The sequence below is a fragment of the Brucella sp. NBRC 14130 genome (assembly GCF_040371715.1).
In the GTDB taxonomy this organism is placed as follows: domain Bacteria; phylum Pseudomonadota; class Alphaproteobacteria; order Rhizobiales; family Rhizobiaceae; genus Brucella; species Brucella intermedia.
Genome location: NZ_BAABTE010000026.1, coordinates 1 through 21,381 on the forward strand (window position 1 = coordinate 1; position 21,381 = coordinate 21,381).

Sequence of the window (21,381 nt, forward strand, 5' to 3'; positions counted from 1 at the left end):
TGAAGCAATGCTGTGCAGATGAAACGACGACTTTCCGAGATCGATTGCGAGCAATTCGAATGTCATGACTTCCTCCTTTGGTTGGCCTTTCATTCTGAAGGTTCGGAGGGAGGCGTCCATCCCATAATATGAAGACCGCAGTGGAAACGGTCTTCGTCGGTAAAGAGCGGCAATACAATCGACGCTTTCAGCAAATGTGAAGTCATTTTCTGGTCGAGCCAGTGGCCTGTACACCGGCGTCGGGCTGGGAGAAGGGTCAGGTCGAGAACCAAGTTAATCTGGTCCGGGAACGCTTCTTCACGCCACGGCTACGCTTCAAATCTTACGATGAGTTGAACGGCTGGCTACTGGATAAATGCATCAGCTACGCGCGCGCTCATAAGCATGTCGATCAGACGGAGCGCACGATCTGGGAGGTATTCGAAGAGGAGAAGGCTCATCTGGTCGGTTATCCCGGCAAGTTCGATGGCTTCCACGCAATACAGGCCTCGATCGGCAAGACCTGCCTCGTGCGTTTCGACAACAACAAATATTCGGTGCTATCGACTGCCGTTGGCCGCCCGGCCGAGATACATGCTTATGCCGACCGCATCGTCATACGGCAAAATGGTGTCGAGATCGGCCAGCATGAACGCTGCTTCGGCCGTGGCGAGACGATTTATAATCCATGGCATTATGTTCCGGTCCTGACGCGCAAGCCGGGAGCACTGAGGAACGGTGCACCATTCCTTGATTGGGTCCTGCCAGCCTCCATGGAGCATGTTCGGCGAAAGCTCAAGGCCATGCATGATGGGGACCGGCAGATGGTGTCGATCCTGGAATGTGTCAGTATCGACGGCCTTCCTGCAGTCGAAGCGGCCTGCCAGGAGGCGCTTGATCAAGGCGTATTCTCCGCCGCTGTGATCATCAACATTCTGGCTCGCAAGCGAGACCCACAGCCCGCCGCCATTCTTTCCATCCCCGATGCGCTGCGCCTGACCCATGAGCCTGTGGCAGACTGCGCACGTTATGACAGCCTCAGGAGGGCAAGCTGATATGGAACGATCCCAAATCTTCGACATGATGAGCACGCTGAAGCTTTACGGCATGCGCAGCGCCTATGACGAGATCATGGCCTCTGGCATCAAGCGCCAGCACGAACCACCGCGCATTGTCGGCGACCTGACACGCCGGTCAATGAAGGACTGGTGCGCCAGCTTGCGAGCGGAGCTTTCCTTGCCGAGCAGCACAATATCGTTTTCGTTGGAGGAACTGGCACTGGAAAATCCCATTTGTCCATCGCACTTGCCCGTGCCTTGATCCGCAACGGCGCGCGCGCGCGCTTCTACAACGTCGTCGATCTCGTCAATCGTCTTGAAACGGAAGCGCGTAATGGTAAGCAGGGGCGTCTTGCCGACTTTATCTCCAGGCTCGATTTCGTCATTATGGACGAGCTTGGCTATCTTCCGTTCGCCCAGGCCGGCGGACAGTTGCTGTTCCACCTCATCAGTAAGCTCTACGAGCGGACTTCAATCATCGTCACCACAAACCTGACGTTCGGCGAATGGCCGACAGTCTTCGGCGATGCAAAAATGACCGCCGCTCTGCTCGACCGGCTTACCCATCATTGCGAGATCGTTGAAACGGGAAATGAATCGTGGCGCTTCAAAAATCGCTCTCAAAGCTAAAGCCGAAGAACGCTAACGATCCGCGCGCGCAGACCCTGCACTAAATTTAAAGTTCCGGGCCCGCGCACGCTATACCTTGCAACCTAAAGGAGGGGTACTTTTTGGACGCCGATAAGGGGTCCCGTTTAAACGCCGATTGACAGCGTGATATCGCATGGGACAGTGCCGTCCGAACATTCCACATATACGCACTATCTACGCCGGAGATCGTTAAGGCGACGCCACCTCACTGGCCGGAATTTTGTTATACACAAATTGCGAATTGTTTATAACCTTTGCTCCATTACTAAGTCTGTGCTATCGGTTGTACACAAATTGCGGAAGAGGTACAACGCCCGATGAAAGAGATCGACATCACGTTTAAAACCATGTTCTCGGAGCTCGAACAGCGATCCCTGGATGCATCGTTTGCGACAGAGTTCTCGACCGATGGCAATTTTGTCAGGCAGACATCTAAAGACAAAGAATTCTGGTATTTCCAAATCAGAACGGATGGTGTAGCCCACCGAAAATATGTTGGACCGATCTCAGACGAGGAGATCACAAAACGCGTTCGGGCGTTCAATGAAATCAAGAACGATCTCAAATCACGTCGGCAACTCGTTTCGACCTTGACCCGAAATGCAGGCTTGCCGAAGCCGGAGAATTTCACCGGTGATGTTGTCGAGGCCCTCGGCAACGCGGGCTTCTTCCGGCTGCACGGCGTCTTGGTAGGGACGGTCGCATTTCAATGCTATTCAGGTCTTCTGGGGATCAAGCTGCCGATCAGTGCTATGCAGACAGGCGATACTGATTTCGCCCAATTCCATTCTGTGTCGGTTGCTGTGGGGGACAGTCTGCCGCCGATGCTCGATCTTTTGAAGCAGCTTGATGAAACGTTCAGGGAAATCCCCCATCACAATGACGGCCGATACACCACACAATATGAAAATTCGAAACGCTACAAGGTCGAGTTCTTGACGCCAAATCGTGGCAGTGATGACCTGTCGGGACATGCTTCGCCAATGCCTGCCCTTGGGGGTGCGAGTGCTCAGCCGTTGCGGTTTCTGGATTTCTTGATCCATGAGCCGATCCGAACCGTAATGCTCCATAAAAGCGGTGTGCCTGTCACGATTCCGGCTCCAGAACGCTTTGCCGTGCATAAGTTGATAGTCAGCACCCGCAGGCGAACGGATGCGGCAGGCTATTCGAAGCGGGATAAGGATCTGATGCAGTCGAAAGCCTTAATTGACGCCCTCATTCAGACCCGCAGAGAAGGCGATCTGGCAACAGCGTTTTCGGAAGCTTGGCACAGAGGCCCCTCATGGCAGGAAGCTCTTAAATTGGCACTTGGAACGTTTTCAAGAGGCGAGTTTGGAAACGTGGTGGAGGCGCTGCATCTCGGGTTTAGGCAGATTGGTGAAAAGGCGTCCAATTTTCATTTCTAACGCGAACGCACTTCCCAAATGGTAGAACGTCAAAATCCCCCGGGGCGAGCCATGGGTTTTGAAGTCATTTAGGAGGAGACTTGCCTGAAAAGTGCTTCGACTTTCTAACTCACTCGAAGAATTCGAAAACAAGTTCGGCATTTTTCAACTTCGAAGGGTGGGGTCGCCTTAACGGAAATGTGCGTAGTTGGATGATAAGGCTGGGCATGACCGAAGAACACCAGTTTCACTATCACCGCCATCGTTTTCCTGCTGAGATCATCGCGCATGCGGTTTGGCTTTATTATCGGTTTCCGCTCAGTTTTCGCGACGTTGAAGACCTCTTTGCCGAGCGCGGCATTGAGGTCTCGTTTCAGCTCCAGCACTGAAAGAATAGTGCATTTACGTTCCTCGGGTCCCATCGGCGCGTCGATCATGTCCGATCTGGATCACCACTTGCTTACCGTCTTTTCGTTGATCCCATAGCGACGCGGCAGTTCCGCGACCGGAGCTATCGACCGCTGTAGCTTTGCTCGAATGGCGTCCGTGCCTGAGCGCTCCCGAGCGGAAATTGACCCATAGAGCTTCCCTTTGTATTGGCGTCAAAGATACACCAACACATGCTGGGACCAAACACCTAAAGTGCTAGCAAGCTTTTGATGGGGTGAAGATGGGAAGTGGATAAGTCTGTCCTAAAACCACTCCGGCTTCGCGCAAAACCGCCGGGGGCGCAGCAAAGGGTTTATGAATCCAACAATCCGGTAGTGCTGCAATCTCGGGCACCCATTTGCGCACATAAACGCCTTTTGTATCGAATTTTTCTCCTTGCAGGACCGGATTGAAAACCCGGAAATATGGGGCGGCATCCATCCCGCAACCGGCTACCCACTGCCAGTTCCCCGGATTGCTCGCGACATCCGCGTCCACTAAGGTATCCCAGAACCATTTTTCCCCTTCGCGCCAATCGATTTGCATGTTCTTGCATAAGGCCGATGCCACCAACATTCTCACGCGGTTGTGCATCCAGCCTGTCGCCCAGAGCTGACGCATACCAGCATCGATTATCGGGATGCCTGTTTTACCCCTCCTCCAGGAATTGATCCCCACTGAATTGCTTTGCCAGCGAGTATTGGCCAGAGTGTCGCGCATGTCTATTTCAGCAATATCTGGACGATAATAAAGTTGATGATAATGGAAATCTCGCCAAATCAGTTCAGAAAGAAATTTTTGACCACCAGGCACAGTACTATGATCTTGATCCATAAGTGACACAGTAGCATGCCAGACTTGTCTCGGGCTAATTTCGCCGAAGCGCAAATGGGCCGAAAGTTTTGATGTGCTGTCAAGATCGGGACGATCTCGATCTCCGGCATAATCGCGAATAGTTGTATCGAAGAAATGATACAGTTGGTCAATGGCAGCCGCTTCGCCGATCATCCAAAGACCGCTCATCTTTCTGGACCAGACAGCCTCTTTGTAGTTTTTCTGCTTGGGCGTGTGTTTGACGGTCGTCGTCTCGACACTTCGGTCTGGCAAGGGTAGTGGTCTGCTCACACCATGCTGGCGCAGTGATTTGGCATATGGTGTAAAAACTTGATAAGATCCGCCGTTGCCGGATTTGATCTCCCAGGGTTCCACCAGCAGATTGCCTGCAAAAGACTCCACGCGCAGTCCTTTGTCCTTTAAGCCGGATTTGATGACTGCATCGACTTCTCGCTCTTGAGGAGCATAACGACGGTTCCAGAAAACGGTATCAAAGTTGTTTTCCTCAATTAATTGTTCGATGATATTGAGCGCTTCGCCGTCGGCAACAATCAACTCTATATTTCGTTCATTGAGACTTCTTGCCAGCAAGTCCAGGCTCTGTTCCAGCCACCAACGGACGGCAGCGCCCGGGTCACGCAATTGCGGATTGGACTCATGCACAAAAAGGGCCGTGATCGCGCCACCCAGCTTGAATGCGGCATGAAGGGCAGGATTGTCAGCAAGGCGCAGATCGTTGCGCAACCATACAAGCGCTTTGGCAATCATTCATTGCTCCTTCGTTAAACGGTTGCAGGACATGTTTTCAGACGCAAAAATCTCACCATATTCATGACGAACGCCGTAATCTTCCCGGTGTTTTTCGGGGACCAGGGAAAAACGCGTTGACCCGGCCTTGCAGAGCACGGAATTTTTCACCCCGCGATCTCAGCATGTGTTCTTCAAGCGCAGGGATGCCGGAGACATGCACCAGCAGCCAATACATCTGGATCGGAGCAAGCAGCGACAGCCAACTCCATGGCGATCCGGTAATTGCCATCGACGGCCACGCGCACCAGAACAGCCATTCAAAGAAATAGTTGGGATGTCTGGAAAAAGCCCAAAGACCGGTTTCGCAAATTTCTGTTTTGGCTTCTGGAGTCATGCGAAACTGCGCAAGCTGCGCATCAGACAGCGCTTCACCAATCAACGCTATGGCGATGATTGCAACCCCGACCATATCCCCGACATATGGAAAACCGGGGCGACCAACCACAGCGAGATAGACAGTCCCAACCAAAATGAAGGCTGCGAGAGCCTGTATCTGCAAAAACCAATATAAGCGAACGGAAGCGTTTTCGCCCCATTCTTTTAGCAGCTTTGCATAACGCGGGTCTTCGCCATGGCGCATGCTGCGCTTGGCGATATGAAAGCCAAGACGCAGCGACCACACCAGAATGAGGATCATGATAGCTATGCGCCGTTGCCATGTCGCATCTGCAAGAATAATGGCTATGACTGAGCCCACCCCCACTGAAAACGACCAGATGGCATCGATCCAGCCGCTTTTACCGGTCTTTCGTTCAAGCGCCCAGGCAAATGCCATGATGGCAGACAGGCTGATGGCAACAACTAAGAGCAGACCGGGTTGCATGGCGGACCTTTATTGGGAGTTCGCTTTTCCTCATGCAATACGTTCTGTTTGTCTGCTTGGTTTCTTAAGCGGCTCAAAAAAATCAAAAAGTTTGGTCGCCGATTGAACCAAACTTCTTCTCAAAACGTAAAACGATGAAAATGCAGCACACACGCAGCCTCAACTCGCGGTGAAGAGAGGGACTATGGATATCACGAACAGTCCGGGCAGCCATAAGCATCTCAGCGTCGCGATCATCGGTAGCGGGATTTCCGGATTGTCTGCTGCATGGCTGCTTTCGCAACGCCACGATGTGACTTTATTTGAAGCATCGGACCGCATTGGCGGTCATAGCAACACCGTCGAATTTGAGAGCGGTCATGGTCCTGTGGCCGTCGATACCGGGTTCATTGTCTATAATGAAGTGACCTATCCCAATCTGACCGCCCTGTTTCGCGCGCTTGAAGTTCCAACCGCCGCGTCGAACATGTCGTTTGCCGTTTCAGTCGGAAACGGCGCTTACGAATATTCCGGCGGTACCCGCCTCGGCCTCTTTTCCCAGCGCTCCAATCTGGTCAGCCCGCGCTTCTGGTCGATGATCCGCGATCTCTTGCGATTTTATCGCAATGCACCAAAAGACCTGAGTATCATGGGCGGTATTTCGCTTGATGATTATCTTGAACGCAATGGTTATGGCCGGGCTTTTCGTGATGATCATCTTTATCCGATGGCGGCAGCGATCTGGTCCACCCCTGCCATGGAAGTCGGGCAATATCCGGCTGCAAGCTTCGTCCGCTTCTGTTGCAATCACGGTCTTCTTGCTCTTCGTGACAGGCCAATCTGGCGTACGGTAACTGGCGGCAGTCGGGAATATCTAAGGCGGATCACAAAGCCCTATGCGGACCGGATCAGGCTCTCAACACCGATCAAATCCGTGCGACGTGCCGAACATTCCGTCGAGTTGATCGACGGAAACGGCATTTCCCATGTGTTCGACGATGTTGTGATTGCCACGCATGCCGATCAGGCTTTGCGGATGTTGGCCGATCGGAGCGGGGATGAAAGCCGCATTCTTGGCGCGTTTCAATATTCACGAAATGAAGCGGTGCTGCACAACGATATTTCACTGATGCCCAATCGTCGTGCGGCGTGGTCCAGTTGGAATTACCTTACCAACGCAGCCACTGGCCCGACGCAACCATCCATTACTTACTGGATGAACCGCCTGCAACCGCTGGGCAACGCGCCTGAGACTTTTGTTACGCTCAATCCTTGTCGTGCACCGCGCGAGGAACTGGTGATCCGTCGCGAGATCTATGAACATCCGATTTTCGACATGGCAACGGATCGTGCGCAGAAAGAAATCTGGTCCTTGCAAGGGCAGCGCCGGACATGGTTTTGCGGCGCGCATTTCGGCTCCGGCTTTCATGAGGACGGTCTTCAGGCCGGTCTCGCCGTGGCAGAAGATCTGGGCGGTATGCGCCGCCCATGGCTGGTCGAGCAGGAAAGTGGGCGCATCGTTCGCCAGAGTTTGACTCTCCGGGAAAGGGCACTGGCATGACCGACAGCTTCCAGTCGGCACTGTTTCCCGGTCATGTGACCCATGCGCGGTTACGACCGAAGGTTCACAAATTGGCCTATAAAATCTACTCGCTCCTGCTCGACCTTGATGAAGTGGAAGCCCTCGATCGCAAATTGAAGCTGTTTTCACTTGACCGTTTCAATCTGTTTTCTTTCTACAGGAAAGACAGAGGCGATGGATCGGCTCTGCCGCTGCGTAAGCAGGTGGAACATGCCATGGAGGCAGCCGGAATACTGCCTGATGGCGGTGCGATCCGCCTGCTCACTATGCCGCGTATTGCGGGCTGGGCATTTAACCCGCTCAGTGTTTTCTTCTGCTATAATTGTGGCGGTGAGCTTGTGGCAATCCTTTGGGAAGTTGATAATACTTTCCGCCAGCGCCACGGCTATATGATCCCGGTCCATAACTGCGTTAACGGACGCATCGTACAAAGCTGCGACAAGGCTTTTTACGTCTCGCCCTTCATGGACATGAAGCTGCGATATGAGTTTGAAGTCACGCCTCCCGCAGACTGGCTTTCCATCCGGATCAACAGTTTTGACGATGAAGGCCTGCTTTTGACTGCTCGCCATCTGGCGCGCCGGGTTGAATTGAGCGACGCCGCCTTGCTACGCGCCTTTCTTACAATTCCGTTTCTCACCTTGAAAGTGATTGGCGGCATTCACTGGGAGGCGCTGAAAATATGGTTGAAGGGCATCGGTTTACGCAAACGACCCGCAGCGCCTGAGATTTCCATCACATCTGTTCGTAACGAGACCGCCCAGCAGAGGAACAAGGCCGCATGAGCCAGCTCGACGAATATCATCAACTATCGGCATCAAGCCGGACTGAACGACCGGCTTTCAGCCCCTCGGCTATCGTGTTGAAACGGCTGCTGAAGCAGGTTCAGCATGGGCGATTGGTGCTTTCGCTGCCCGACGGTCAGGTCATTGCCGTTAACGGTCGATTGCCCGGACCGGAAGCCAAAATTGCAATTGTTAAATGGAACAGCCTGCGTCGCCTGCTGACGGGCGGGGATATCGGCTTTGCCCAAGCCTATATCGAAGGCGAATGGACATCGCCCCATCTCACATCGGTCATCCGTTTTGCGGCGCGCAATCGCGATACGCTTGTATCCACATTACGCGGATCTGGTTGGACGCGAGCGCTGAACCGTATCGGACATCTGCTCAATGCAAACACGCGTCGCGGCAGCCGGCGCAACATCGAAGCCCACTACGATCTCGGCAATGATTTCTATGCCCGGTGGCTCGACTCTTCGATGCTTTATTCATCAGCGATCTGGACTGAGACGACCCTTAGCCTTGAAAGTGCCCAAGAGCAGAAGTTGCAGTATATTTCTGAAAAACTGGCGCTTGAGGGCGGCGAAAGAATTCTGGAGATCGGTTGTGGCTGGGGTGCTTTAGCTGGCTATCTCGCAAACTGTCGTAATGCCCATGTGACAGGAATAACCCTGTCGCCGTCGCAGCTCACCTGGGCAAATGCCGCAGTTGAAAACGTCGGGCTCAGCGAAGCCGTTGACTTTCGCTTGCAGGATTACCGCGATGTCCAGGGCCAGTTCGACCGCATTGTATCAATCGAAATGTTTGAAGCCGTTGGCGAAGCCTATTGGCCGGAATATTTCGCAACCCTGAAACGCTGTCTCAAGCCCGGCGGTCGAGCCGTCCTGCAAGTCATTTCGATAGAAGAAACACGCTACGAAAACTATCGTCGCAAGGCCGATTTCATCCAGAAATTCATCTTTCCGGGAGGCTTTCTGCCGTCGGATAAAGTGCTTGAACGCGACCTTGCAAAGGCCGGTCTGGTTTTGAAGGAGACCGAGCATTTCGGCCGTTCCTATGCGCTTACGCTTGCCGAATGGCGTCAGCGCTTTATCGCCAACTGGCCTGAAATCGAGAAGCTTGGATTTGACGATAAATTCCGGCGGCTTTGGGAATACTACCTTTGCTATTGCGAAGGTGGGTTCGAGGAAGGAGCAATCAACGTTGGGCTCTACACGATTGAACATGCTTAGACTCCACACCTACTAACGAAGGAAGCGTCGATGAAATGGATACTGACGGTCGGCACGATGATGGTGTTGTTTCCTTTCTCGGCGCAGCCGGCTGAGATCAACGGTAACTGGGCGCGCGGAGATGGCAACGCGCGGGTGAGAGTTGTGGGATGCGGCAAGGATCTCTGCGCGACCAACACCTGGATCAAGCCCGGAACACCAAAAGAGAAAACCGGCGACCGGCTGGTGATGAGCATTAACGAAACTGCGGACGGGCAATATTCTGGTACGGCTTTCGATCCGCAACGCAACCTGACCTACAAGATCAGGGTGAAAGTCGACGGCGACACTATGACGACCAATGGCTGCGTTCTGGCTAGCCTCCTGTGTCGCAATGTGGGCTGGACCCGCATCAAGTAAGAGAGCGAGCTATCGATGAAAGATTATCTCATAGCCTATTTAGTGACAGCGGTTGCATTTCTGGCAATCGACTCCGTTTGGTTGTCAAACATGGCGAACGTGTTTTACCGCCCTGTCATGGGTGACATGCTTGCGCCGGGTTTTCGTCTCGCACCAGCTGTCGTTTTCTATGTGATTTTCGTGTTTGGACTGGTTTTCTTCGCGGTCAAGCCCGGACTTCTGGCCGGTAGTGGTACAGTCACACTCGTTCACGGGGCGCTTCTCGGATTTGTCGCTTATGCGACTTATGATCTGACCAATCAGGCCACTTTGAAAAACTGGTCATGGACCCTGACAATCGCAGACATGGTCTGGGGCACTCTCCTGTCTACCGCGTCAGCCTATGTTGGCTATTGTGTTACGTCACGGATCAGCGGCTAGGTTGGAGTAAGAATATGCAAAAATGGGGTCTTCTGGCCGCCGTCGTCCTCGTCATCATTGTCGTAGGAATGGCAATCGGTATCGGTTTCCCGCCGGGCGAATGGTATGCAGCGCTTCAAAAACCTTGGTTTACCCCGCCTAACGCTGCCTTTGGCCCCATGTGGACGATACTTTATATCTTCATTGCCACTGCAGGCTGGCGCACATGGATAAACGATCGTGGTTGGCAGCGGCGCGGACCGTGGTTTGGCCAGATGGTATTGAACTTCCTCTGGACGCCTATTTTCTTCGGCGCTCACATGACCGTGCTGGGGCTTGTCGTAATCATCGGCGTCTGGCTTTGCGTGCTTTTGTTTATCATTCGCGCATGGCAACCAGATCGCATCTCGGCACTGCTATTCGTGCCTTACCTCATATGGCTGTCGCTGGCGACAGCATTGAATGCGGCAATTGTCGTGTTGAACTAATGAAAAAGGCGGCAAATATGCCGCCTTTCTTTAGATGCCGATCAATGGCTGCATGAGCCGCATAAGCCAGCTCTGGAATTTGAGCGGTGCGTCAGTCACCGCAAGACAGATGCAATCGCCATCCGATGAGGCAATCGGTTGATGCACGAGATCAGCATCCGCTTCCTCAATATCACCGCGCGCAAAAAGCCCGGTTCCATCATGGAAACTGCCGCTCAACACCAATGTCAGTTCGCGACCGCCATGCCCATGTTCTGGCACCGGCTTTCCTGCGGGAATTCGCAAAAGTCGAACCTGCGTTTCGCTGTCTCGAGTTTCAATTGACACCTGATAGGCACCCCGGCCAAGCGATTTCCATTTCAGCTCCGGCAAATCGCCACCGACGTAGGATCGCAGTGGTTCCGGTATCACGGCAGGCTGCTTTATCTCGAAGCGCGGTGCCGAAGGTTCCCTTGATTGCGGTGTCTTCTGCAACCTGTCCTTGAAACTATCCCATGTGGATACTTCGAGTTTCTGCGGCTCAACCGCGTCAAGAAGCTGTCCGCCAATCTGTTCAAACTGCTTGAGCCTTGAACGGCAGGCCGGGCAGAGCGCAAGATGAGTGGCGACTGCGATGCTCCAACCCTCGGCCAACGTGCCTGCAGCATAGCCTGAAAGGAGTTCGTCGCTCAAATGATGCTTGATATCCATCAGTGCGCTCCCGAATTATCGAGCGCTGCGCGCAATTTGTTGAATGCCAGCCGCAGGCGGGATTTAACCGTACCAAGCGGGAGGTTCAGCTTCTTTGCGATGGCGCTATGCGTGCGTTCCTCGAAATAAGCGAGTTCAAGCAAGACAGATTGCTCCTTCGGCAAGTCGGCCATTGCAGCGCGCAACTGGCTGGCGGATTGCCGCTCGGCAATACTCAGGTCAGCGAGCTGTTCCTCATCGGGCACAAAGGCCGGATCGGTTGGGTCGAACTCCGGGCGCCGGGCGCGTCGCACTGCATCGATGCGCTGGTTTCGTGCAATGGTGAAAATCCAGGTGGACAAGGCTCCTTTGGCAACATCGAACTGATCTGCCTTGTTCCAGACCGCAATCATAGTCTCTTGCATTAATTCTTCCGCTGTTTGCGTATCAGCAGACAGTTTGGCCATATAAGCCTTCACCCGGGGTGCGAAATGCTTGAAAATCACCTCGAAAGCGTCCACGTCGCGTCGGGAACTGACCGCCAGCATCAATTCTTCCATTGAAGGCTGATCTTCAGTTGCGGTCTGTCCATTCATCCGTATTAAACCCCATCCGCTCAGAAGTAGCGAAGTCAGAACCTGTAAATTAATGCTGAGCTTCCATGTGCCACTATTGCGAGAGGAACGAAAATTTTGTGTTCATCAGCATTATACGCAACCAGATTTAAACTGGATCACACCAGATTTCAAATGTTGGGGGTCAGCGCACGCAGCACTCTCGAACTCTGCCTTTTCAACACTAAATCATGCATCAGCTGAGTTAATTCTAGCCGGCGCGAAGCCTTATCGAAAACGCACTCAAACACGGCGCACAGGACATGCCTGCTGGAGGTGATTTAGAAAGTCGTTTTACGTGCATCTTCTCTCGGGACTGCCAGATTCAGATTTGAATGACGGAAACTGGCGCACGGATTTCCTCCACAATACCGTCGGTGAGGGATAGGGGTGACTTCTATTACTCATAAATATATGTCGTTGAGAGCGATAGAAACGGGAAGCCTCTTAGTCTTGATTGAGTTCGCGCGCCACAGCAGCCTGCTGGCTACTATCCATTGACCGCATATCGACCACAAGAGCGGCAGCCTGTGCATTGTGGTCCTTGCTGTCTGCATTGCTGAAGTTTTTTGATGATGGTGCTGGCGATGACGCTTGTTCCGATGATTGGGCTGGACAAAACGCAGTTCCTCACTTGCCGCAACCCAAAAGACTGCGTTCACCGTCGTCCCGCACAGCAGGCGGGCAGCTGTTCCGACGTCCACCCGCCTGACGGGCTGCGCCGCTATCAGCCTGCCTATCGTTTGCTTTGTCACTTCCACGCAAGCGTTCTGGGTCGACCACTGCGTCGGATCTCTAAGAAAAGCATGTTCAACGAACGAGGCGGTGCGGCGCATCCGAGGATCGAGCGCCATTTCAACCTATATCGCGCCTTCCAGCAGTAAGGCTTCACATTCGTTCGGCACGCTTATCGCCGCCTGCTGCGCGCGCAGTGCCACTTTTAAGTCGACTGGAGCGACGATCACTGCCAGCAAACCCTTCTTGTCACCGACATTATGATAGAGCGTCCCTCGTGCAATCCCGGCATCTGCAGTCAAACTGCGAGGAAATTTCAGAGGAGCAGGTCATCGCACATCTCTTGACGTGACGGGGAATAGGCAGCGCTTCACCAAAATCTGCTTACTTGCTCATTAATTATCATCCATACCGTTCTGCTTGAGTTCGGCAAACTTGATGGCCATCGTTGGATTTCCGCGGGTGAGCCGTTTGACCGTCAGGTCTTCCGCCTTGTCGTTTGCAAGCCGCAAGTTATTGGCAGACTTGTGAAGCGCTTCCTTCGTTTTCTCCAGATCCTTGATGGCTTCGTCGATGCGTTTGACTGCTTCCTCAAAGCCATCTGAAGCCAGACGCCAGTTGCGCCCGAATGCGGCTTTGAAGTCGTCAAGCTGGGATTCGAAGTTTGTGATGTCGACATTTTGTGCCTTCACCAGTGCCAGCTCATTCTTGTAGTGGAGCGAGTTCATCGCCGCATTGCGCAGCAGCGTGATAATCGGGATGAAAAACTGCGGTCGCACGACGTACATTTTCGGATAGCGGTGGGATACGTCAATGATCCCGGTGTTGTAGAGCTCATTCTCAGGCTCAAGCAACGAGACCAGAACGGCGTATTCACAGCCTTTCGCGCTCCGGTCCTTGTCTAATTCCCTGAGAAAGTCTTCGTTCTTCTTCTTGGTAGCCGTCTCGTCATTTTCGTTCTTCATCTCGAACATGATCGAGACGATTTCAGAACCTGCATCATCCCTCTCGCGGAAGATGAAGTCCCCCTTGCTACCGTTGCGCGCGTCGTTATCCTTCTCAAAATACGCGCGGGGGAAAGCGGTCGCACGAATGCGGTCAAACTCGATTGAGCAGTGCTGCTCCAGCGTCTCGCCGACCATTTTTGTCGATAGTTTCGCTTTCATATCCCTCAGACGCTCGATTGCGTCGTTGCGATCCTTCAGCTGCGTTTCGTATTTGTCCCTAAGTGCAGTTTCAGCAAGCTGCTTTTCGAGCGTGATCCGAGCAAGTCCATTCTTCAGTTCGTCACGCTCTTTCTCAACTGTTATGACGGCTTCGGTAACCGCGAGCTTCTGCGAAAGCGCCCCCGCATCGAGCCTGGCCTTCAGGCTCTGGATCTCCGCGTCTTTAGTAGCGGCTATTTTCTGTAGTTCGGCAATAAGCGTCGCCTGGGCCAGTTTTGATGCAGTTTCTTGCTCCCTTCTTGCTTTCTCAAGCTCATACAAAAGAGTATCGCGTTGTTTTTCGACAGCACCCAGCGCCTCAGCAACTGCGAGTTTCTGCGCGACTTCACCGGATTCAAGTCTCGCCCTCAGTTCCTGGATTTCAGAATCCTTGGCTGCGGCAGTCTTCTGCAGTTCATTGGCAACTTTAGCCTGTGCAAGCTTAACAGCGTTACGCTTGTCCTGATCAGCCAACTCCAAGCGCTCATGCAGCTGTTTCTCGAAATCACTGTCACGCACCTGCCTCAGTATATCGGCATAGCCCGTCTCATCAATTTTGAATGCCTTGTTGCAATGCGGGCAGATGATTTCATTCATGATTATTTCCATTCGCCTTGGCCAGACGCTCTTGGACAAACTCCCGGAGCTTCTGTTGATCCGTCATCTTGTGAACGATCACTGTCTGCGCGGTCAAGGTTGTTTACGGTTGCTTAACAAGCCTGCGGTCTAGCGAACCGAACACCCCGGCTTAGATCAGCCACGCTACAAACATGAAGCAGTGCTCGCCGACTACACAGAAGGCCGATTGTTGGTCAAACGGCTGTACCAACAACGCACGGATAGGCATCCGGCTTGCCTGAAATTTCAACTGTCGGCTTTAAACCAATAAATATGTCGCGGCCTGCTGGTCGAAGCCAACAATACGCTTACCTTCGTCGAAGGCAGTCAGCAGCTGTTGGCGAAGCGACACCCTTGCATTCATTGCAGCCGCCGGATCAATTGCAAGCAGGTGATCGATATCGCCCGGTATTTTCACGCGTCGAGCATCTGCGGGAAACTCAAGTTTCTGGCCGCGAGATCGAGCTTCTACACGCAGATCGTCCAATTGCCAGTCAGCCACGATTCGGTCCGAAGGCAAGCCAGAATTGATGCCGACCATTGGGCCGTAATAGTCGATATGATAAGTGGACGATGTGGCCCCAAGGCTCGCAATGTTCAGACTGGCGTTGACCGCCCGGATCGGATCATAGGTCCAGCGCACATGCGTAATGCCTCTCGCAAGGCACCAATCGCGCTGGAACCACTTCATCCGCGCGCCAAGTTTCAAGCCTCTTGCTTCCGGAAGAACCGCCAGACGGTGAGAATGCTGAACGCCCGGCGTTGCACTTGGGAAACCAAAGATGAAGCCAATCATCTTCCCGCCATCGAACGCTCCGGCAACAAGGCCGCCTTCGTGCTGGATTGCAAGCAACAGGTCTGAGGCATCGACAGGATCGTCCTCTCCCCACACCAGCCGCTGAACGGTCTCCGAATCCTTCATCTCGTGGAGAGAGGCGAGCTCGCGGACCAATATTACGCTCATGCGACGAAATCCTCACGGTGGCTGGTGACCGTATCGAGAAATGCATGGTCCAACGTCACACCGATACCCGGACCGTTCTTGGGAACGGCCATTCGTCCATTTTCAGCTTCCAGCGGCTCGTTGACAATATCGCGCGGGAAATAGCGGCTGGCGGATGATGTGTCCCCCGGTTTGGTGAAATTCGGCAGGGTGGACAGATGAATATTGTGGGCCCGGCCAATGCCTGCTTCAAGCATCCCGCCGCACCATACAGGTACATCGAAGGCTGCGCAAACATCGTGAATCGCGCGTGACGTACTATGTCCACCGACCCGACCCACCTTGATATTTATGACACGGCAAGCTCCTGCGACAAGCGCCTTGCGCGCATCCACCGAAGACCGAATGCTCTCGTCCAGGCAGATGGCAGTCAGCAGCTTTTCCTGCACATGGACATGGTCGCTAATGTCATCGAAAGCCAGGGGTTGTTCGATATAATCGAGTGCGAAAGCATCCATTGCTTTCAGAAGAGGCAAGTCGGAAAGCCGGTAGTCCGTATTGGCATCAACTGTCAGCTTGGCATCTGGGAAACGCTCGCGGACCGCCTGAATCATTGCGAGATCATGACCGCGCCTGATCTTCAGCTTAACGCGCTTGTAACCGGCATCGAGCGAGGCCGCGACCCGGTCAATCGTCGTTGGAATATCGGCAATCCCAAGGCTGACACCCACATCGATAGCATCGCGAACGCCGCCAAGCGCAACGCTCAATGGCAGGTTCAGTGCTTTCGCCCAAAGGTCCCACACGGCCATTTCAACCATGGCCTTGCTCATTCTATGCCCGCGCCACGGATCAAGAATTGCGGACAGATCCGCCGGACCGGAGAAGCGTTTCCCAACGATCTGTGGCAGCAGGACGTCCCGCAGGAAAGAGAGCGAACCGGAGATAGTCTCCTCCAGATAATCCGGCAACGGATCCATCACGCCTTCGGCGTATCCTTCCAGTCCTCCAGATCGCAGGGTGAGGACCGGAATGATCTTTTCAGTCATTGTTCCGGTGGAAATCACGAAAGGCACGAGCAGCGGCAAACGTATGACACGTATTTCAGCCGCCTCGATTTTTAACCCGGCGAAGATTGGCGCTGCGTGCATCGGACACCCCATCCATGAGTACAAATGATCAATCTGGTCCAGGAGTTCGATGGTGACGAAACGTCATCCTGATTGTTCCCCTCTACCGAATTAAATTCCCTGTTCGCTGTCAAAAGTCCAATAGTTTCACCAGCACACTTAGTGATGTTGATCCGGCAGTGTGTCCAGGGGGAAAATCGGACGCCGCACGCGAGCATAAGTCCGTCTCGACAGGTCAGGCGAGCTCAGGCCACCAGCATCGGTGACAAGGATCTGTGTCGCAATCGCGCCGAACGCCCCTTTGAAATGCTGCATTGATTTGACCGCCAGAATGGATTTTTCTTTCGGCTCGATGCCGACGATACGAAAAATGTTCTGGTCCAGCATCTGCATGCGTTCCGACACAATCATGATATCGATCCCCTCGACGCGGAGGCACACGGCTTTTCCGGTTGTGCCGGGCAAACCCGTAAACATCGGCCCCTCAAAGACGAAGGCACCGTCGCTGACCGACATGACACGACCTGTCACGGTCAAAGGACCGCCACCGACTGATGGATCAGATTTGCCGCCGATCGTTACCGTAACAGTCTCTCCTATCGCCTTGGCTGCAATCTCCGCCACCGCTTCGGGGTCGAGAATCGCGCCTGCGGCAGCATTGGTCACACCTGCCTGAAGCATCGCTGCAATGAGCGCAGTGCAATCGCTATAGGCCCCCGAACCGGGATTATCGGAAAAATCAGCGACGACAATCGTGCCTTCGGCCCCTCGGGCCTCCTTCAATTGCCGAATACATTCATCGAGAGGTATCGGCTGCGACCACTGATCCTTATAAGCCCAGATTTCATCGCACATCTTGTCCGCGACATCGCAAGCGGTTTGTCGGCTAACGCGTTTACAGTCGAAGGTGACGATCACACTCGGGCCCGCCGCCCAGACATCAGCATCGGTAAAACCGGCATTGACCGCCACATTAAGGATTCCCGGTTGTTGCATCTCACCGTATGCACTTTCGAGCAGGCGGCACATGGGACCGTTATCTGTTGTGCGACCATCATCACAACCAAGAAGCATTGGTGGGCGCCCAATGGCCAGCGCAGGTTCGATTTCCCCTTTCATGGCTTGATCCAGCAACGAACAGGCCTCTACTCCGACCTCACTCATATCGATATGAGGATAAGTCCGGAATGAAACTGCGATCTGCGCCAGATCAGCCAATTCATCAAAAATGTTCGCGTGAAGGTCCAGGGTGATGGCGATCGGCACAGCGTAACCAACCACCGACCGGATCTCCCGAAGGAACTGGCTGTCGCCATCCTGATCGGTCTCCGTCACCATGGCACCATGCAGAGCAACAAATATGCCGTCAAAAGGTCCGGCTTCCTTCAGCCGCCGCAGGCACTCGCCGGTGATTTCCTGACGCGCAGTTTCAAGCACCGGTCCGTTAGGTTCCGCATGGGCTGCGGTGATATAAACAGGCGTCCAGCTCTTTTCATCCGCAACCTTTATCGCGCCACCGACCTCTGAGCCGGTGCCTCGGAAATTGGCTGGAATCTCATCGCCCTTGAAATAATGCGACGCCCGAAAATCACTGATGCTCGTGCGATTTTGCGTGAAGGTATTACTTTCATTGATGAGTTCAATGATCGCAACGCGATAGGACACGGATGGACCTTTCTTTTGTCGGCGAAGACCACTCTGTGTTGGTCGAAACGAAATGGCTGACCTGACAATGCCACACGCAGTGAGCACCTGATCTGATGTGGTGTCTCAAATCAGGTACTCTGGGTGGCAATGGGAGCAAACTACTTCGCGAAGATTTCACTCGCGAATTTCGGCTTTTCCCTGATGTCGAAATCAAAGTACCTGGCACTGATCTTGTCGTAGCTACCGTCTCGGATGATCTCCGCAAGCGCCTTGTTGACGCGCGTTCGCAGTTCAACGTCATCCTTGCGGAAGGCCATTCCGGCACCCAGAGTTCCATCCAGAAGGAACTCGTTGCCGACAAATTCGCAGCAATCTGCACCCTTCTTAATCCAATCGCTGAGAGCGAACTTGGATTCCAGCAAGAGGTCAATGCGGCCATTCTCGATATCCAGGAAGGCTTCTTCAAGTGTCGGATAGAGTTTCACCTCATTATTGGGGAAAAAGCGCTGCAAAGCATCGACTGCGATAGAGCCTGTCTGGGTGCCTATGACCTTGCCCTTGGCACTTTCCGGCGTCACATCCTTGAGGCCAAGCTCCTTCAAAGCAACAAACCGCATGGTGTTGTAATAATAGGGATCGGAGAAGCTGACCTGCTGCATACGCGATTCAGTAATAGCCATTGACGAAGCCATGATGTCGAACTTCTTTGACTGAAGCGCCGGAATAATCCCGCTCCACTCGTTAGCGCTCCATACGCAATCAGCTTTCAGCTTCTCACAGATCGCATTGCCGACGTCGATATCAAAGCCTTTGAGCTGCCCGCTCGGGTCCAGATAATTGAAGGGGGCATAAGCACCTTCAGCTCCCATGCGGATTTCTTCAGCGTGGGCCGGAAGCGCGCCACATACGGCAACAAGAGCAGCAACAATTCCCATTTTAGCTTGCGTAAGCACGTTTCGTTCTCCTTTTATACGCCGTTGTCCGGTACATCTGAGATGCTCTCTGAAGTGCGAGACCAGAACCAAATGATACCCAAGGGCGTTTTTTGTTTATTGACGATTATGCTTGTGCCGTGGGTCGATCAATGCAAAAGAACTATTCAATGGTATTAGAAAAATTCATGACGATATGACTTCAAGGGCGAAGCGGCGAAAACTCCCAAGCTTGAAAGCCTTAAGGGCTTTTGAGGCCGTTTCACATTGCCAAAGCTTCACTGCCGCCGCAGAAGAGCTTGCAGTCAGTCAGGGCGCTGTGAGCCATCAAATCAAACTCCTGGAACAGTCGTTGGGTTGTCAGTTGCTTATTCGCGGCTCGCGCGGTGTATCCGTTACCGCAGAAGGCGCGCTGCTGCTGGAGGTTTGTGCTCGCGCATTTGATGAAATCGGCGCAGTTGCGACGCTGATCGGACAGGACAACAAGACCAAAATCCTCCGGGTTCGCGCCGGTCCTTTTTTCGCAATGGAAGTGATCGCGAGCAGGATTGCTGGCTTCTTGAAGCAAAATCCAGGCATCCAGCTTCACCTGAATAATATCGACATAGATTCCATCGCTCAGGATACAGAAGACGCACAGATAAAATATTGTCTGCATCCGCCAGCAGGCATGTACAACATCGAACTTCTAAAAGAAAAACTGGTACCTGTCTGCAGTCCCTTACTTCTGGCCAATGTGGCAAATCCAGAAGATCTTCTCGTGGACCCTGGCATTCCTCGCTTGCATTATCGGGACGTAAAGGACTGGAAAAGATGGATATCCCACCACGGATTTGATGATCTAACCGCCAATTCAAACCTCTTTTTTGACGACCAACACACATTGTTGGCGGCTGCTCGTTCCGGACAGGGCATCGGTTTTTCTCATCGACCTCTGGTCAAAAACGACGTGGAGCGCGGAAGCCTGTGTATTGTGTCCGAGCGCTATTTCGAGCCCGAGGAATCCTACAAGTTTATATGCTCCCAAGAAAACATTGCCACCAACCAGGCGCTGCAGCTTTTTCGCGACTGGCTCGTCAACGAAGTGTCGACCATCTGTTAGTTAAACATTTGATCCCAGATGGAGAGAGGTAACAGATTTAAACGTGTCGGGCGTTTGGTCATGCTCAGAGGTTTTCCTTGTGAAATGGCGTCAGTTTCGCCAACGCCTTTCCGCCCGGTTTCCGGCTTGTCTTAAACATCGTAGTGCAACCAACGCTCAACGGCGACCAATACGCAGAGAGGTTCGACTATTGCAATATCTCCAAATGGCACGGCGGACAGGCGTAGAGGCTATTAGCGCGAGAAACCCAGTCCTCCATCGCAGCTTAATCGCCAGAGAGCTATGCATCTACTTTAATGATCAAGTCCTATCCTTGTTTATATTGCATTGTTTATGTGGTCGGTTGGCAATGAAGTCGTTGCTGATATATAAAGCTGCAACGTAGTAGCTAACTGCGAAACAGGGGGCCAGTAATGGGGCATAATTTTTCTAAAACCAGATCTTCGCAAAACCAGGTTTTACCGCGTGCTCGAAAATCATTTTGGTTTGCTTCAACTGCATTTGTTCCCAACGTTTTTCTCATTGCCCTCCTCCCCATACAGGTATTGCTTATTAGTCCAGGTGGGATCACACCATCCTGGGCTGGCATATGTAGCCCGAGCGATTTTACGGGCTGTGGTGCGCCAGGCGGCCTTGGTGTCCCCGGGCGCAGCGGCGACGGAGGGGTCGGCAATGGCCAAGGGGGCGGTTCCAGTCACATCGATAATAATGGCGTAACGCAACAGGACTCCGGCAATTGGGGCGCAGACGGGGCCGGAGGATCCGGCGCACAAGGAGATGGAGGTCTGCCCGCTGATGGAGGCGGACCGGGTTTCATCACATCTGCAGATGGCACTGTTACTTTAACGAGAGTGCAGACGTAACGTATTCTTTGGCGCATCTGTCATGCGGATTTCAGGCACGTGATTTCGCGCCACATGTCAGTGGCGGCTTGTCGTAACTCACGATGATCGGCG

The 21,381-nt window shown here is 53.2% G+C and carries 19 protein-coding genes and 4 pseudogenes; 11 read left to right on the forward strand and 12 right to left on the reverse strand.

Features of this window, described 5'->3' with window-relative positions; all coding sequences use genetic code 11:
* Positions 1–125: 125 nt before the first annotated feature.
* The 4 genes and pseudogenes from ABWW28_RS26015 to ABWW28_RS26030 form a co-directional block, all read left to right on the forward strand.
* A pseudogene (locus ABWW28_RS26015) lies at positions 126–1,103 on the forward strand (Mu transposase domain-containing protein); the annotation flags it as partial.
* Positions 1,036–1,667: pseudogene (gene istB, locus ABWW28_RS26020) on the forward strand (IS21-like element helper ATPase IstB). The pseudogenes ABWW28_RS26015 and istB, both read left to right, overlap by 68 nt.
* 338 nt (positions 1,668–2,005) lie before the next feature.
* On the forward strand, positions 2,006–3,094 hold the full coding sequence (locus tag ABWW28_RS26025; RefSeq protein WP_006469994.1) for a nucleotidyltransferase family protein: 1,089 nt from the start codon (positions 2,006–2,008) through the stop codon (positions 3,092–3,094).
* A gap of 206 nt (positions 3,095–3,300) precedes the next feature.
* Positions 3,301–3,450, forward strand: a pseudogene (locus ABWW28_RS26030) (IS6 family transposase); the annotation flags it as partial.
* Here ABWW28_RS26030 and ABWW28_RS26035 read toward each other — a convergent pair.
* The 3 genes and pseudogenes from ABWW28_RS26035 to ABWW28_RS26045 form a co-directional block, all read right to left on the reverse strand.
* Positions 3,451–3,653, reverse strand: a pseudogene (locus tag ABWW28_RS26035) (IS481 family transposase); the annotation flags it as partial.
* 65 nt (positions 3,654–3,718) lie between these two features.
* The gene (locus ABWW28_RS26040; protein ID WP_063620345.1) at positions 3,719–5,104 is read right to left on the reverse strand and encodes a cryptochrome/photolyase family protein; all 1,386 of its coding nucleotides are present in this window, start codon (positions 5,102–5,104) and stop codon (positions 3,719–3,721) included.
* Between the two features lie 61 nt (positions 5,105–5,165).
* Positions 5,166–5,969, reverse strand: coding sequence for a DUF1295 domain-containing protein (locus ABWW28_RS26045; protein ID WP_063620344.1), 804 nt, complete (start codon positions 5,967–5,969; stop codon positions 5,166–5,168).
* Positions 5,970–6,153: 184 nt separating this feature from the next.
* Here ABWW28_RS26045 and ABWW28_RS26050 point away from each other — a divergent pair, with 184 nt between their 5' ends.
* The 6 genes from ABWW28_RS26050 to ABWW28_RS26075 are packed head-to-tail and all read left to right on the forward strand — an operon-like array spanning position 6,154 to position 10,830.
* On the forward strand, positions 6,154–7,509 hold the full coding sequence (locus tag ABWW28_RS26050) for an NAD(P)/FAD-dependent oxidoreductase (RefSeq protein ID WP_006471167.1): 1,356 nt from the start codon (positions 6,154–6,156) through the stop codon (positions 7,507–7,509).
* Positions 7,506–8,315, forward strand: coding sequence for a DUF1365 domain-containing protein (locus tag ABWW28_RS26055; RefSeq protein ID WP_353392721.1), 810 nt, complete (start codon positions 7,506–7,508; stop codon positions 8,313–8,315). The genes ABWW28_RS26050 and ABWW28_RS26055 overlap by 4 nt, the downstream gene beginning before the upstream one ends.
* Complete coding sequence (locus ABWW28_RS26060; RefSeq protein WP_151599467.1) at positions 8,312–9,544, forward strand: SAM-dependent methyltransferase; 1,233 nt, start codon at positions 8,312–8,314, stop codon at positions 9,542–9,544. The genes ABWW28_RS26055 and ABWW28_RS26060 overlap by 4 nt, the downstream gene beginning before the upstream one ends.
* Before the next feature lie 30 nt (positions 9,545–9,574).
* Entirely contained in the window at positions 9,575–9,943 is a 369-nt protein-coding gene (locus tag ABWW28_RS26065) for a DUF2147 domain-containing protein (protein ID WP_006469988.1), read from the forward strand.
* A gap of 15 nt (positions 9,944–9,958) precedes the next feature.
* On the forward strand, positions 9,959–10,363 hold the full coding sequence (locus ABWW28_RS26070; protein ID WP_006469987.1) for a DUF2177 family protein: 405 nt from the start codon (positions 9,959–9,961) through the stop codon (positions 10,361–10,363).
* 14 nt (positions 10,364–10,377) lie between these two features.
* Positions 10,378–10,830, forward strand: a complete 453-nt coding sequence (locus tag ABWW28_RS26075; protein WP_151599466.1) for a TspO/MBR family protein — start codon at positions 10,378–10,380, stop codon at positions 10,828–10,830.
* Positions 10,831–10,860: 30 nt separating this feature from the next.
* Here the strand turns inward: ABWW28_RS26075 and ABWW28_RS26080 are convergent, their stop codons facing one another.
* The 9 genes from ABWW28_RS26080 to ABWW28_RS26120 all read right to left on the reverse strand — a co-directional run bounded on the left by ABWW28_RS26080 (position 10,861) and on the right by ABWW28_RS26120 (position 19,416).
* Positions 10,861–11,520 carry a ChrR family anti-sigma-E factor gene (locus ABWW28_RS26080; RefSeq protein ID WP_112672272.1) on the reverse strand — a complete coding sequence of 220 codons (660 nt, stop codon included), beginning with the start codon at positions 11,518–11,520 and terminating at the stop codon, positions 10,861–10,863.
* A complete protein-coding gene (locus ABWW28_RS26085) occupies positions 11,520–12,059 on the reverse strand; it encodes a sigma-70 family RNA polymerase sigma factor (protein WP_063620341.1) in 540 nt (179 codons plus the stop codon). The genes ABWW28_RS26080 and ABWW28_RS26085 overlap by 1 nt, the downstream gene beginning before the upstream one ends.
* Before the next feature lie 458 nt (positions 12,060–12,517).
* On the reverse strand, positions 12,518–12,967 hold the full coding sequence (locus ABWW28_RS26090) for a TetR family C-terminal domain-containing protein (protein WP_006469983.1): 450 nt from the start codon (positions 12,965–12,967) through the stop codon (positions 12,518–12,520).
* A gap of 6 nt (positions 12,968–12,973) precedes the next feature.
* Entirely contained in the window at positions 12,974–13,150 is a 177-nt protein-coding gene (locus ABWW28_RS26095; RefSeq protein WP_353392725.1) for a hypothetical protein, read from the reverse strand.
* Positions 13,151–13,243: 93 nt separating this feature from the next.
* Positions 13,244–14,650: a DUF2130 domain-containing protein gene (locus tag ABWW28_RS26100; RefSeq protein ID WP_176588517.1), complete on the reverse strand. Its 1,407-nt coding sequence runs from the start codon at positions 14,648–14,650 to the stop codon at positions 13,244–13,246.
* A 280-nt stretch (positions 14,651–14,930) separates the two neighbouring features.
* Complete coding sequence (locus ABWW28_RS26105; protein WP_235691699.1) at positions 14,931–15,623, reverse strand: GNAT family N-acetyltransferase; 693 nt, start codon at positions 15,621–15,623, stop codon at positions 14,931–14,933.
* An 8-nt stretch (positions 15,624–15,631) separates the two neighbouring features.
* Positions 15,632–16,765: an o-succinylbenzoate synthase gene (gene menC / locus ABWW28_RS26110; protein WP_006471161.1), complete on the reverse strand. Its 1,134-nt coding sequence runs from the start codon at positions 16,763–16,765 to the stop codon at positions 15,632–15,634.
* 138 nt (positions 16,766–16,903) lie between these two features.
* Positions 16,904–18,409 carry a M81 family metallopeptidase gene (locus tag ABWW28_RS26115; protein ID WP_039853460.1) on the reverse strand — a complete coding sequence of 502 codons (1,506 nt, stop codon included), beginning with the start codon at positions 18,407–18,409 and terminating at the stop codon, positions 16,904–16,906.
* Between the two features lie 140 nt (positions 18,410–18,549).
* Positions 18,550–19,416 (reverse strand): ABC transporter substrate-binding protein, encoded by an 867-nt coding sequence (locus tag ABWW28_RS26120; protein WP_247886267.1) that lies wholly within the window; start codon positions 19,414–19,416, stop codon positions 18,550–18,552.
* A 40-nt stretch (positions 19,417–19,456) separates the two neighbouring features.
* Between ABWW28_RS26120 and ABWW28_RS26125 the strand changes: the two genes are divergently transcribed.
* Positions 19,457–20,425, forward strand: a complete 969-nt coding sequence (locus ABWW28_RS26125; protein WP_006469976.1) for a LysR family transcriptional regulator — start codon at positions 19,457–19,459, stop codon at positions 20,423–20,425.
* Positions 20,426–21,381: the final 956 nt, after the last annotated feature.